The organism is Ktedonobacter sp. SOSP1-85 (assembly GCF_016587415.1).
Classification (GTDB): Bacteria; Chloroflexota; Ktedonobacteria; order Ktedonobacterales; family Ktedonobacteraceae; genus Ktedonobacter.
On record NZ_BNJI01000002.1, the window covers coordinates 289,890 to 304,582 of the forward strand.

Annotated in this window: 4 protein-coding genes and 2 pseudogenes; 2 read left to right on the top strand and 4 right to left on the bottom strand. The window is 50.3% G+C overall.

The genetic code is table 11. The features are described 5' to 3' along the window. Positions 1-20: 20 nt before the first annotated feature. Together KTE_RS29530 and KTE_RS29535 are read right to left on the bottom strand one after the other, a co-directional pair. Positions 21-3,287 carry an acyltransferase domain-containing protein gene (locus tag KTE_RS29530; RefSeq protein ID WP_201387781.1) on the bottom strand — a complete coding sequence of 1,089 codons (3,267 nt, stop codon included), beginning with the start codon at positions 3,285-3,287 and terminating at the stop codon, positions 21-23. A 77-nt stretch (positions 3,288-3,364) separates the two neighbouring features. Further along, complete coding sequence (locus KTE_RS29535; RefSeq protein WP_201387783.1) at positions 3,365-9,709, bottom strand: non-ribosomal peptide synthetase; 6,345 nt, start codon at positions 9,707-9,709, stop codon at positions 3,365-3,367. 780 nt (positions 9,710-10,489) lie between these two features. On the opposite strand from KTE_RS29535, the gene KTE_RS29540 reads away from it, so the two are divergent. Beyond that, the gene (locus tag KTE_RS29540) at positions 10,490-11,128 is read left to right on the top strand and encodes an HD domain-containing protein (RefSeq protein WP_201391017.1); all 639 of its coding nucleotides are present in this window, start codon (positions 10,490-10,492) and stop codon (positions 11,126-11,128) included. 120 nt (positions 11,129-11,248) lie between these two features. Next, a pseudogene (locus KTE_RS29545) lies at positions 11,249-11,519 on the top strand (DDE-type integrase/transposase/recombinase); the annotation flags it as partial. On the opposite strand, the pseudogene KTE_RS29550 reads toward KTE_RS29545, so the two are convergent. Both KTE_RS29550 and KTE_RS29555 read right to left on the bottom strand, forming a co-directional pair. Beyond that, positions 11,504-12,949 (bottom strand): annotated as a pseudogene (locus KTE_RS29550) (ATP-binding protein); the annotation flags it as partial. The pseudogenes KTE_RS29545 and KTE_RS29550 sit on opposite strands and share 16 nt — an antisense overlap. 457 nt (positions 12,950-13,406) lie before the next feature. Continuing rightward, positions 13,407-14,417 (bottom strand): helix-turn-helix domain-containing protein, encoded by a 1,011-nt coding sequence (locus tag KTE_RS29555; protein ID WP_307812006.1) that lies wholly within the window; start codon positions 14,415-14,417, stop codon positions 13,407-13,409. Positions 14,418-14,693: the final 276 nt, after the last annotated feature.

A 14,693-nucleotide genomic window follows, 5' to 3' on the forward strand; every position in this document is an offset into this window, starting at 1 on the left:
AGGCTCCTTTGGATCTTTTTCTACTCCTGGGCGAGAAATGCCTCGACCTCTTCATCGGTGAGGGCATCAAGTTCAGCTAGAAGCTGTTCAGTCTCGCTATCGTCAATGTGTGCTGTGAGGGATTGGATCACGTGTTCTGCCACTCCGGCGACAGTTGGTGTTTCCAGGAGTGAGCGCAAAGAAAGTTCTGCATGAAGCAATTCTTGTATCCGGGTCAGTACGCGAGTCGCCAGCAGCGAATGGCCGCCTAGATCTAAAAAGTTATCGTAGACGCCAATAGGCTCGATACCCAGCAATGCCTGCCAGATTTCTACAATGGTTTGTTCTATCTCATTGCGAGGTGCCACGTAGGCCGTCTGTAGCTCTGGTCTCGTATGGGATGTGTCAATTGACCTGGGCGCTGGCTGCGGAAGTAAGGGTTGGCGCTTCTGCCTGATCCATTGCGTGACACGTTCCTCGAGGTTTCCTGTTGAGACAATCACTTGAGTCAGGAAGTCAGTCGAAAGGATGCGTAGCCATGCATCGATCCCTTCATCAGGAGTCAAGGCCAGATGTGCCAGGCGTGTGTCAAGCAGCGTTTTATCGGTAGATTCCTGCTCAAATTGCCATCCATCCCAGTTGATACTAATCCAACGGGTCGAGGTCTGAGCTGTCTGCTGCCATACGAATGCATCGAGGAAGAGATTGACCGCGGTATAGGCTGCAAAGCCCAGGCCTCCTAAGATGGACGAAAGCGATGAGTTGAGGAGACAGAAGTCCACATTTCTGTCACGCAGTAGACGTTCTAGCACCAGTACTCCATGAATTTTTGCTTCCATCTGTGCATCATAGATATGGGTGTTTGTATCGTGAATAGTATAGAAGATTTGCTCTGGACGTGCTCCGGCTGCATAGATGACACCATGTATCGTACCAAATTGGTCTTCAGCCTGCGCCAGAGCCGAACGCATCTGCTCTTCATTGGCTGCGTCCGCCGAGAGTGTAAGTATCTCTGCCCCATAGCTTTCCAGGCGTCGTAACGTCTGGATTTTTCGTATCTCGCTCTCAACCATATCATGATTGGAGAGGCAGGACTCCCATTGAGCTCTTTCGGGGAGGGGACTGCGTCCAATCAGAACAATTCTGGCGCGCTTTTGCCGGACAAGATATTCTGCCATCGCCAGTCCAATCTGACCCAGGCCGCCGATAATGAGATAGGTGCCTTTCTCGCGTAGGCATACATGGTCTGTTATTGCAGTATCAAGGTGCGTTGGCTCGTATAACTGAACCCAGCGCTGATCTCCTCGATAGGCCACAATAGAATCAGTCGTCGGCGCTAGCAGCTCTGCATGGAGTTGCGCCTGTTGCCTTTGTAGCTGTCTGCTCTGGGGTGCCGGTTGATCAAGGTCGATATACGTGCAGGTGAGGAAAGGATACTCTTGTGGTATAACTTTACAGATGCCACCAAGTGTCGCCTTCTCTGGCACAATAGACTCGGAGCCTGTGACAGTTTGCGTTGCATTTGAAATGACCGTGATCTGTATCGGCGTTGTTTGTTGTGCCTGGTCAATGGCTTGAATGGTGTAGAGCAGGCTCAAGAATCCACGCTCCTGAGTACTATGTATGCGCATATCATGTGGATCAAGCGGTTCGGCCTCGAAGGCATAGGTCATAGACCAGGCATGCACAATATTGTGCGGCCAGCGATCAGTCAACTGGAGGTCGTGGAATAGTGCATCGTAATCGGAGCGTGAACGAGGGTCCAGCAGATACAGGGCATCGCCTTGTCTGGTAAAGCGCTCTCCTACACGAATTTCTATGATCTGTTGTTGGTTCTCCCGTAGGGCTTGCACCATGCTCTGCGTGCTTGTTTCCGGATCGCTAAATACCAGCCAGCATGTTGAAGATATGCTCGTTTGCTTATGCCCATAGTCCAGGTAGAGCGGGGCACGTTTCCAGGTGGGAATGTAGAACCAATCGGACAGCGCTGCTTTTTGAGTACTCGCGCTGTGCGTACTTGGTTGCTCCTTTTCTCGTGGCGCAGACTCAATCCAATAGCGCTGACGTTCAAAAGGATACATTGGTAGCGGAACTCGTCGCTGGTGCTGGTGGGTGTGGAAGATCGCCCAATCGATAGAAACGCCACGGAGCCATAATCGACCCAGCGTTGTGTAATGGGTAAGCAGTTCAGATTCCGTCGTTTGCGCTGCCGGAAGTGAAGGCAATACCTGCGCGTGACTCATCAAGTTATGCTGCCTGACCAATGAACTGAGTGTATGTCCTGGACCGACTTCCAGCAGGAGCGGTAAGGGTTCCTGGAAGAGCGTTTGGACACCCTGAGCAAATTGGACACACTGCCGGGTGTGTTGTACCCAGTACATTGGATCCGTCGCTTGTTCTGGCGTAATCCAGGTGCCGGTAAGATTAGAAATATACGGTATCTCTGGTGACTGCAATTGAACCTGGCGTAGCCGTGAGGCGAATGCATCGAGCATCGGTTCCATCATTGGCGAATGAAAAGCATGGGAGTTTTTCAGGCGTTGATAGGCAATGCCTTGTTGGGACAGACGTCGTATGAGGGTGTCGATCCTGGCGCTTGGACCAGCGAGGACACATTTTTGGGGAGCATTAATCGCGGCCAGTGAAATATGCTCATCCAAAAATGCTTGAGCCTCTTCGGCAGAAAGAGCGATAGAGACCATTGCTCCTGGTGGTAATTGTTGCATGAGCTGACCACGATCGGCTACGAGCAACAAGGCATCCTCAAGTGAGAGAACCTGAGCAAGGCAAGCTGCCACATATTCGCCAAGGCTATGACCAAGCATTGCCTGTGGTGTAATGCCATGAGAATACCAGAGTTGTGCCAGGGAATACTCGACCGTAAAGAGTATGGGTTGCGTAAGCCATGTTTCATCAAGGTTTCTGGGCGTTTCCGTGTCTGGATATTCAGCAGGATACAGAAGTGATCGTATGTCCAATCCTAATCGAGGGCGAAGGATCTCCGCACATTGATCAATCGAGACGCGAAATACAGGTTCGTGCTGATACAACTGAGCTGTCATAGAGACATATTGTGAACCCTGACCGGGAAAGAGCCAGACCAGTGATGGTGTGCTCTCGTTCCAATGATCGGTGTAGACGCGCTCTGGAGTGTGTATTGAGAGGGTCTGGAGTGTATCATTGCGCTGTTGACAGAGCAGTATACGTCGGTGGGCGAAAGCCTGTCGACCTACGTGTAGTGTGTAGGCGATATCATTGAGCGACAAGAGTGGATGTTCCTGGATGTAGGTCAGAAGACGTGTTGTCATTGACTCCAGCGCAGCTATGCTTCTAGCCGAAAGCGTCAATACTTGCCAGGAATTGTCTGAAGGTGTTTTTGTAGGCGCTAATGGCTCCTGTTCCGGGGGGCATTTTCCAGAATGACATGAGCATTTGTGCCTCCGATGCCGAACGAACTCACCGCAGCTCTGCGCTGATGTGTGGTTGATTGCCAGGGGGTCAATAGGGTATTGACGTAAAAAGGGCTCTCTGCAAAATCAATCAGTGGATTGGGGGTTTCAAAGTGCAGACTGGCCGGAATCTCTCTGTGTTTGAGTATCAGAATGGTTTTGATGAATCCCGCAATACCTGCAGCAGCATCCAGGTGCCCGATGTTCGTCTTCACCGAGCCAAGCGCGCATCCGTTCTTTTTTGTCATAGCAGAGCCATACGCCTGTTTTAATGCCGCAAATTCTATGGAGTCGCCCAGCGGTGTCCCAGTACCATGTGCCTCAATATAGCCGATGGTATCAGGGTCTATTGCCGCTTGCTGTAGTGCCTTCGTAATCACGTGCACCTGTCCTTGCAAGCCAGGAGCTGTATAACTCACCTTGGCGGCTCCATCGTTGTTGATCGCAGAGCCTCGGATGACTGCATGAATTGTGTCACCATCCTGGAGAGCAGCAGATAGCCGTTTGAGCACAACGACACCCAGTCCATCGCCACCGACACTTCCCTGTGCCTGAGCATCAAATGCCCGGCAATGTCCATCGGGGGAAGCAATCCCCCCTTCTTGATACCAGTATCCTGTGGTTTGTGGAATACGAATAGAACACCCACCGGCCAGAGCCAGTGAACTCTCGTTATTGCGTAGGCTCTGACACGCCAGGTGGACCGCCACCAATGACGTTGAGCAGGCAGTTTGAATCGTGATCGCTGGCCCGCGAAGGTTGAGCTTATAGGATGTACGGGTAGCCAGAAAATCCTTTTCATTGCCTAATTGAATCTGGAAGCTATCGGCGAAATGTTCCGACTGCGCGTGAGTTTCAGGGTAGAACGGAAGATAGCTACTTGAACTGACGCCAGCGAAAAGTCCAACCGATCCCCGATAGTCTGTGTTCCCGTAGCCCGCATGCTCAAGAGCCTCCCAGGCGCATTCCAGAAAAAGACGCTGCTGTGGATCTATCGTCTCGGCCTCCCTGGGGCTGTAGCCAAAGAAAGAAGCATCAAAAAGATCAATGTCGTCTATGAACGCGTTCGCTTTGACATACTGGGGAGATTGCAGTGTCTGAGCATCAATGCCAGCGCTTTTCAGTTCTTCAGCGGTAAAAAAGGAAATGCTTTCAACCCCGTTGCGCAGATTTTGCCAGAACTCAGCAATATTTTTAGCGCCCGGGAAGCGACCGGCGAGGCCGATAATCGCAATTGGCTCATTGCTGGTATCCTGTGTTTCTCGCATTTCCAGTGTTTCAGGCGTCTCTCTCAAGGAAGAGAATTGTTGAGGTGCCGTTTGTTGCGATGAAGAAAGAAACGCAGCCAGAGCATTGATGGTTGGATATGCGAAAAGGTCGAGCACCGAAACGTCAAGCTTGAAGCGCTGCTGCAGTTCTCTTTGAACGCGTATAATCAGCAGGGAATGACCACCAAGATCGAAAAAGTTATCATGAGGCCCGACTTGCTCTCGGTGCAATACTTCTTGCCAAAGGTGTATGAGTTTTTGCTCAAGGGTCGTCAACGAGAGTGCCTGCGTCGCGGGAGGACTTGTAATCGTGAATGATGGATCTGGGAGTGCCAGACGATCTATCTTACCGCTTATTGTGAGTGGGAAGGCAGGTAGCGAAACGAAATGAGCCGGAACCATATAGGCAGGGAGTTGGTGCTTGAGTGCCTGACGCAGTGTCTCTATCCAATCTGGTGGGGTGCTGGTTGTTACCACATATGCCACTAAGGCAGGCATGTTGTCGTTATCTTCTTTCGCCAGAACGAGACATTCCCGGACCAGGGAATGCGTTAAGAGTGTGGCTTCAATCTCTGCTGGCTCGATGCGAAAACCACGGAGTTTGATTTGATGGTCAATTCGGCCAAGAAATTTGATACTTCCATTGGCTTGATAACATGCTAGATCACCAGTGTAATACAGACGAGCGTTGGGATGATCACTAAAAGGATCAGGCAAGAACCGCTCGGCCGTGAGGTCTGGGCGATTGAGATAGCCACGAGCGAGTCCGACACCTGCAATAGCGATTTCCCCTGGTTTGCCTACTGGAGCGATTTGCCCCTGGGTATCGAGTATATATAGGTGTGTGTTAGCAATGGGATGGCCAATCGGAATATAGTCAAGCTCGGATGTCTGGCTGCATTCCCAGAAGGTCACGTCTATAGCAGCTTCGGTGGGGCCATAAAGATTGTGAAGCTTTGTCGACGGGAGGCAGTGGAAAAAACGCAGTTGATGATGTGTTGATAAAGCTTCACCGCTACAAAAGACGTGCCGTAATGATACGCAGCGGTCCATACCCGGCGTGTCCAGGCAGGCCTGTAGCATAGAAGGCACGAAATGGACTATGGTAATGCATTGCTGGGTGATGAGATGAAAAAGAGCCAGGCAATCACGTTGTGTGCCGGGTGGTGCGATAACCAGACATGCCCCAGAGAGTAAGGGCCAGAAGAGTTCCCAGACAGACACATCAAAACTAAAAGGCGTTTTCTGTAAAACCCGATCTGTTGAGGTAAGGGCATAGGTCTCTTGCATCCAGTTCAGGCGGTTACACAGGCCACGATGCGTATTCATCACACCTTTTGGCTGTCCCGTAGACCCGGACGTGTAGATCGTATAGAGGAGATTATCAGGATGAGTCATCACATCTGGATTGGTAGTCGCATAGGTAGAGATTGTCTCCCAGGCATCCTCCAGGTAGATTGCTGTGATTGTTGTGTCAGGCAGAGATAGCTGTACATTCTTTTGTAAGAGCAGTACCGGTGCGTGGATCTCCTGCATCATCCATTGCAAGCGTGCAGCGGGATAGTCCGGGTCCAGCGGAACATAGGCACCGCCAGCCTTCATAATTCCCAGTAAGCCAAGAATCATATCGAGAGAACGTGTCATACATATACCTACAAGGGCATCGGGGCCGACTCCGAATGATTGTAAGTAATGTGCGATTTGATTTGCACGCTCATTGAGGGCACGATAGGTCAGAGTCGTATGCTCAAACTGAACTGCAATTGCGTCGGGTGTCAGTTCCACCTGTGCTTCTATAATCTGATGAAGGCATTGATTATTGGGAGGGGAGGAGATTTGTGTTGTCTGCCATGTGGAGAATGCCTGATTTTCTTCATCCGTTAAAAAAGAGAGCATCGCAAGAGGATTGGTTGGGTGTACCACGATTGTGTTCAGAAGACGTTGAAAATGAGCCACCATATAGGTGATGGTTGATGCCTCAAATAGATCAACCGCATAGCGGAACACGCCAGAAATTCCATGGGGTGTTTCTATCATCTCTAATTGGAGATCACATTGTATAGTTTCAGTGTGAACTTCCAGTTGCCGCACTTCAAGCTCTGGTATGGTTGGCTTATCGAGGTGAAGGGTCTGATTCTGGAAAAGGAACATGATCTGAAAAAGTGGGTTGTGACTTAAACTACGTTGAGGTTGCAGCAATTCTACAAGCTGTTCAAAGGGCAGATCTTGATGAGCATAGGCCTCCAGGATGATATTGCGGACATGGTGTAAAAAATCCAGAAAAGGCATATCGGCTGCCGGATGGGTACGTATTACCAGTGTGTTAGCGAAGAAGCCTAGTAAAGGTTCAAGTTCAGTTCTAAAACGATGAGCAATTGGCGTTCCTACCGCAATATCACGCTGGTCACTGTAGCGATAGAGTAGGGTCTGAAATGCTGCCAGTAAGACCATAAATACGGTGACCTGTTCACGTTGTGCGAGCGCGCGCACACGCTGTGAGGTCTGTGGAGAAAGAAGAAATGGTAGACTGGCGCCCTGAAAGGACGGGATCGGAGGGCGTGAACGCTCACCTGGAAGTGTCAGGACTGGGGGGAGTCCCTGGAGTTGTTGTTTCCAATAGGAGCTTTGTTCTGTGAATTTCTCCTGTTGATGGTATGCTTGTTGCCAGTGCGCGACGTCTGCATACTGTACGGAAAGCTCCGGCAAATGTGGTTCTTTGTTTAGAACAAAACTACTATAGAAAGAAGTAAACTCGTGAAGGAAAATATCTATCGACCAATCATCAGTGATGATATGGTGCATTGTCAGGAGAAGTATGTGCTCGTGGTCATCCAGCCGGAGGAGCATGACGCGTAATAATGGGCCATGTGCTAGATCAAAGGGTCTGTGAATTTCCTGAGTAATGATCTGTTGCACCTGCTGCTTTTTTTCTGTACCATCCTGGGTGCTAAGCTCAATCATGAGAGGTATGATTGGTCGATAAGGTGCTATGGACTGGAACGCTTGCCCTCGGTCATCAGGAAAAGCCGTTCGTAAGATCTCATGTCGTTGCATGATGTGATTGATGCTCTTATTGAGCACTGCGAGCTGTAGTGAGCCACGCAAATGGAGTGCAACCGGGACGATATATGCTGGCCTGGCAACTTCTAATTGATCCAGAAACCATAAACGTTGCTGCGTAAAGGATAGTGGGGCTGTGTGTGTGTGCGGGCGTTTTGTAATAGGCGGCAGTGATACTTGTGTTTTGTTATGCAGCGTTTCCTCGATATATCTTGCCATTTTTGCAATGGTTGGCAGCGCAAAGAATATTTGCAAGGGCACTTCGATCTGGAAAAGATCGTATATTCTGGCTGTCATTTGTGCCGCGATTAATGAGTGGCCGCCGATAGTAAAAAACGAATCATGTACTCCAATGTGTACAACACCCAATAACTGTGTCCATAGCGCCAGTAAATTTTTTTCAATAGAAGTACATGATCCTTCCAGGTCTGTTTCGGGTAATTGATCCAAGGCAGTAGGCTGTATGAGCATATGTCGATCAATTTTCCCATTTGGTGTGAGAGGGAAGGCTTGTAGAAAGGTAAAGCGAGAAGGAAGCATATAGTCTGGTAACCGTTGTTGAAGATACGCTCGTAGCGCATCTTTATCTGAAGCGTTCTCAGGATGAGGAATAACATAGGCGGTTAAGGACTGGTAGCCAGATGCATCTTTTTGCGCAACCACAAGGCTTTGCTGAACAGAGGGATGGGTATTGAGAAGCAGCTGAATCTCATCTGGTTCAATGCGGAAGCCGCGAATCTTCACCTGATGATCGAGGCGACCCAGAAACTCCAGTGCCCCATCTGCGTGAACGCGTACCAGATCGCCCGTTTTGTAGAGCCGGGTCCCAGCTTCCTTGCTGAACGGATCGGGGATGAAGCGTTCGGCCGTTAATGCCGCCTGGTTGCGATAGCCACGAGCGATACCGGGTCCCCCCAGATAGAGTTCACCGGAAGCTCCGATAGGAACCGGTTGAAGTTGCTCATTGAGCACATGCGTCTGAACATGGTTGATCGCCGGCCCAATGAGTGGTGGCTGGTCCTGAGCGGATGTGTAGGATGTATAATATGCCCCCGTAGCCCAGACGGTCGCCTCCGTAGGGCCATAGGCATTATAGAGACGATGTGTTTTCACCAACTGGTTTGCCAGTCCCCTGGAGAGCAATTCCCCAGCCGAAATGACTGTGTGCAGGCAAGGGAGCTGATCGCTGGTGAGGGAGGCTAGAACTGACGGAGGAAGCGTTGCATGCGTGATCGCGTACTGCTCAAGAACGCATTGGAGATTCTTGCCCGGTAGCAAAGCCTCACGCGTCGCCAGTGCGAGGGTCGCGCCAGCCATCAAGGCCAGACATATCTCGAAGACTGAGGCATCGAAGCTCAGAGAGGCAAATTGTAGAATGCGGTCCTGGGGCTGGATAGCAAAAATCTCCTGCTGCGTAGAGGCGAGAGCATAGAGGCCTCCATGTGTGATTTGCACCCCTTTGGGCTGGCCAGTTGAGCCAGACGTATAGATTATATAGGCCAGATTGTGTGGAGAGATCATCAAAGAGAGATCCTCTGAAGGCTCATCGGCGATAGCAGGCCGGGTGAGGTCCAGTGAAAGCAGAGGCAAAGATGAGGCAGGAAGTTGAGCTGTGAGGTATTGATGCGTGAGCAAGAGAGAAATGTGAGCATCATGCAACATCAAAGAGAGTCGCTCTGAAGGATAAGTAGGATCAAGAGGAACATAGGCTGCGCCCGTTTTGAGGACAGCGAGGAGCGCAATGAGCATATCTGGAGAGCGCTCGATAGCAATGCCAACCAGCGACTCAGGACCAATCCCTTGCCGTTGTAGGTAGTGCGCTAATCGGTTGGCTTGTTTATTTAATCCTACATATGTTAATGAAATATCCTCGAATGTAACGGCAATAGCATCTGGCCGAAATAGCACTTGTTGCTTGAAAAGCAGCAGAACTGACATTTGTAACGTATCCATGTATACAAAGGACTCCTTGAAGCTGAACCAATGTTTTCACATTTGCTAGGTTCTATTTATAATTTTTATGGAAAAATCAAGGCCCGGCAAAGTCATTGATACTTGTATGTTATAATGCCCCACGAACGGATAATTTCAGCCCGATTGTTCCAGGATCAAGGTTTGTAAACATAGAGTATTCTCTCAGAAAATACTCATGTCATAATTATGTATACAAAGTGCTATTTATAATAATACCATATACGAATAGAAAAATCTTCTTGAAAATGCTTAATTATATGATCAGTGGAACAAGATAACGCAGGAAAACTCATCACATAACAGCCAACCTCCCCAATATTTCACTGTTCCAGTATCTCTCCCCTTTATAACTCAGTAATAACCTCCGCTCCTACAAATAAGTTGACAATACCAGATCGAGAGTCCTTTCCACCATCAGAGCTGGAAACAGTTTCCTGGGTCCTGGCGAGATTCGTCCTCATATACGCATGATTTGCCCCTGGTGAGGGCCTAAGAAGATAATTATACTGTGACCATGTTTCCCTTGAAAGAGTTACGACAAAGGACAACCAGGGCAAAACCACATGTGGTTCTGATGTAACAGCGAAAGGACGACAGCTACGCAGTCTACCGCTACAACACAGGCTGTTGGCACCTTTGCAAAAGGATCTGTGGTCATTGCTCCTTATCTAAGTTGCCCCCTGAGCAGATGTCAAGTAACTGAAATAAGGGGGCGCCCTGTCGCAGAGTGTTTCCGAATTGAATAAGGAGTCTAATATGATGCCGAAAAATATTGCTGGTATTGCCATTCCTGATAGTTCCCTGGCCAACGAAGCCGCAGAACTCCTGCGCGAACATGGAACCCCACTGCTTTGGAACCATTCACATCGCGTCTACCTCTTCGGAGCCCTGCAGGGGCACCAGGCAGGGTTGCGCTATGATCCTGAATTGCTCTACATTAGCGCGCTCTTCCATGATCTCGGACTGACAGAGAAGTACCGTAGCCCAGACAAACGCTTTGAGGTTGATGGGGCCAATGCAGCACGGAATTTCCTTGAACAACATGGCATTTCCAACGAGTCTACCCAGCTTGTGTGGGATGCGATTGCGCTCCATACTACTAGAGGAGTAGCTCAATACAAGGAGCCGGTGGTAGCACTTGTCTATCGTGGTGTGGTTTTCGATGTAATAGGGGATCACTTTGAAGAACTTTCCGAGGAGACACGCTCTCAAGTCGTGTCAGCCTTCCCTCGTGAGGGTTTCAAGAACAAGATTCTGCATGCATTTCTCGATGGCTTTCGACACAAACCGGAGACAACGTATGGCAATATCAATTCCGACGTCTGTGAGCGCTACCTTCCCGGCTACAAACGTCCGAACTTTTGTGACTACGTCCTTCAGTCCCCGTGGAATGAATAACAATGCGTTGCCTTTGCCGGGTATCATAATTTAATCCAACTCCAGGTCAGCTACTTTCAGCTGGTCTGGAGTTGGATATATGGAAATCCTTTGGAATTTTGCCTTCTTTCTTGTTGTCATCTTCTGGCCCAGAGCCACCGCGATAAGAAAGAAGGCAAAGCGATTTTTTCGCAAACTGCTTAAAGATTTGCACTGTGCGCTACGCGTGACCACCGCTGATCCGCTGAAGAGTTATGGGGCGGCCAAACGTGAAACTATCTTGCCTGGGGTGGAGCATCGTCAGCGCAAATGGTTGAGCAGTCGAGCAGAGAAATCGCATCAGCCGACGCGACTGAGCGAGAGGAAATTGCGGCGCTTCAAATCAGCACAACACGCTCAACGCTTTCTCTCCCTCTCCACCTCTGGGCTGAAAGTGACGCCACTTGTGAGTCTCTTGAGGGGAAGCGTCACATGAAAGGTTGATCCTTTCCCGACCTCACTCTCCACCCGTATCGTGCCTCCATGATGCCTGACAATCTCAGCCACAATGTAGAGCCCCATCCCCAGCCCTGGGGCGGCCCGCTGGCTCAGATCAGAGATACGATAGAAGCGTTCAAAGATCTTCTCGTGCAGTTCCTGTGAAATGCCAATGCCGTGATCACGCACACTGACCGTCACGGTCTCACTGGAAACACGGCGGTCAATCTCAATCGTTGTGGCACTAGGAGAATACGTGATCGCATTGCAGATCAGATTGGCGAAGACCTGTTCGAGCCGCCCTTTATCTCCGATGAGCGTGCATGGGGCAGTCCCACGCACCACGATGGTATGGGTCGCACTCACTTGCTGCACAGATTCCGCAACTTCAGAGAGCAATGCCTCCAGATCCACTGGCTCCTGAACGTATTCAAGCTTCCCCGCCTGGATCTTGGACCCATCAAGCAACTCTTTAACCAGGCGTTCAAGGAGCTTCACTGATCCCTCCGTCATTGAGAGCACCGCGGCCACTTCATGATGCCCTTGTTTCACCAGGCGTGTTTTTGCCAGTTGGATACATATTTTCACGGTGGTCAGCGGTGTCTTAAGTTCATGGCTTGCCATGCTCAGAAAGCTCTCTTTGCGCTGCTCTAGCTCTTTGCGGGCGGAATTATCCAGCACAAAGTAGATACTTTGTGCTGGATAATGTGGTAAGATGGCACCTCCCACGAGCACAGGCAGGTAGCTGCCATCCTTACACACGTACTCTTTCTCATAGGGCTTCATCGACTGATATCGTGCGAGTTCCAGGTGTGCTTGCCGGGTACGATCAAGATCCTCTGCAGAGGTCATATGTACCCAGTTCATCTTCCGCTGGAGCAGATCTTCTCGGCTATAGCCGGTCATACGCAAAAAGGTATCATTAGCTTCCAGGATCTCTTCCCCTTCGGCGACGATGATCCCGATAATATTTGAAGCCATCAGTGCATGCGTTCGCTCCTGACTCTGGAGTAAGGCTTCCTCTCTCCGTTTCTGCTTTTCGATATCGGTACTGATGCCGAACCAATGGGTGATCTGTCCTGCGGTATCACGCACCGGGAGCGCGCGAGCCAGAAACCAGCAATAGGTTCCTGTCTGACCATCCCTCAGCCGATATTCAGTCTCATAAGGCTCACCTGTTTCAAACGAATGTTGTCGCAGAGCCAGCGTCCGTTCAAGATCCTCAGGATGCACGAACTGACGCCACCCAGAATCCTGTATCTGCTCAAAGCTGGCCCGCACCAAACGGCAATACCGAACATTGACGTAATCAACCCGACCATCTGGCTGTGCTGTCCATACCAGTTCTGGAATGGCCCTCAAGAGCGTCGAAAGGTCAAGAGGTGGTACGAGCGAGGCGCTCACTGGAGATGTATCATCAAACATAGCGTGGTCTTGCCCCCTTTCACATGCCCAATCCCTTGCGCGAATGAAGCGTTCTTGCCCTGACTCTCAAATGGTGCGCTTCAACATTCTCTCCATCAGAGCCATTGTGGCGAGGCATGGTCATTGATGTAGAAAACAACGCTTATGAGAGTGAGGATACGAAAACGTATAAGAAAGACATCCTGAGCGGCTTGCTCTTTCCCCCAGGTCACCTGGAGAATGCAGGTCTCACAGAAAGTGTCAGCAGTCAGGTGCTTCTATCTGCGCTGGTTGTATCCAGATAACGGGAAATAGCGTCAAGAGGGGAACCCCAACGGATTCCATCTCCGGCAAACAGAACGGGAATGTGGCTTGCCAGAGCTATGCTTCTTTTCCCCACTGTGCACGGAGAATGCCCCTACGCCATGTGGTGCAAGGTACGGCTCAACGAGGGAGGCATACCAAATTGCCTTTGCCAGAGTCGGCGAAAGTGCCGCACATCCTCAAACCCACATTGTATTGCGACATCCTCAACACGGAGGGTGGGATTAGCGAGCAATGTTGCCGCCAGTTCAAGGCGCAAACGCTGATGGTATTGAACTGGGGTCAGTCCCGTCGCCTCCTTAAAAGCACGATTCAATCCCCGAGAACTGACCTTTGCAATGTCGGCCAACTCATCGAGCGAAACATGCTCTGCAACATGACTGATCAGGTAATCTTGCGCACAGTGAACGCTAGAATGGAGATGTGTACGATATTCCAGGTAGATGCTCCTTTGTGGCTCGGACCCATTGCGCCGCATATACACAACCAGATGGCGCGCAACCTGGGCTGCAAACATCGGCCCCTGAGCATGTTCCAGAAATGCCAGCGCCAGATCAATACCGGAGGCAATTCCAGCACTGGTGGTAATCGTCCCATCATGGACGAACAACACATTATCGAGTACTCTAGCGCGAGGGAAGCGCGCTTGCAGCAATTCCAACTTCGCCCAATGTGTCGTACATCGTCGACCATCAAGAAGCCCCGCTTCTCCCAGAGCAAAAGCACCTGTGCAGACGGATGCGATATGCGCTCCTGCCTGAGAGGCGGAACGAAGCCAATCGCGCGTCTCCTGATCAAGCAGAGTCGCTTCTAAGGAAAAGTGTTCCCACTCCATTCCTGGCACGATGATCAAATCGTCCCTCGTGACAGAAGCAAGAGGGGTAAGTTGGGCAACAACCATCCCCTGTGCACTTTCCTGTATCGCTTGCGGGGAACAATAGTGCAACGTATAAGGCGCTCCCGCTCGGAGAGCAGTATCAAACACCTGCGCAGGACCTGCTAAGTCAAGCAAATGCACATGAGGGGGTACGAAAAACACAATGCGTTGCGCCCTGCTGTCGGTTGACTCCATTGGGCTTTGATTCTGAAGGTGCATCTTCTCCATATCTCCCTTCGATGTAGAAAAACCACGAGGAAAACATGTCTACATCAGTCTCCCATTGGAAGGTATGGACAGAGTATATGTCGTATCTGGGGTCTTCGCTAGAGGCAAATTCTGCCAAAGAAAGGACGGATCTCGCCAGAAGCTATAAATGGCGGAGAAGGTAACGTAGTTTCCACGAGGTGAACGATGTTCTCGATATTGATCTGGGACCTAAGAACCATTCGTGGCTCGATGCTCCCATCCCGAAATCGTAATGGAATGCTCGCGCAGTTCTGT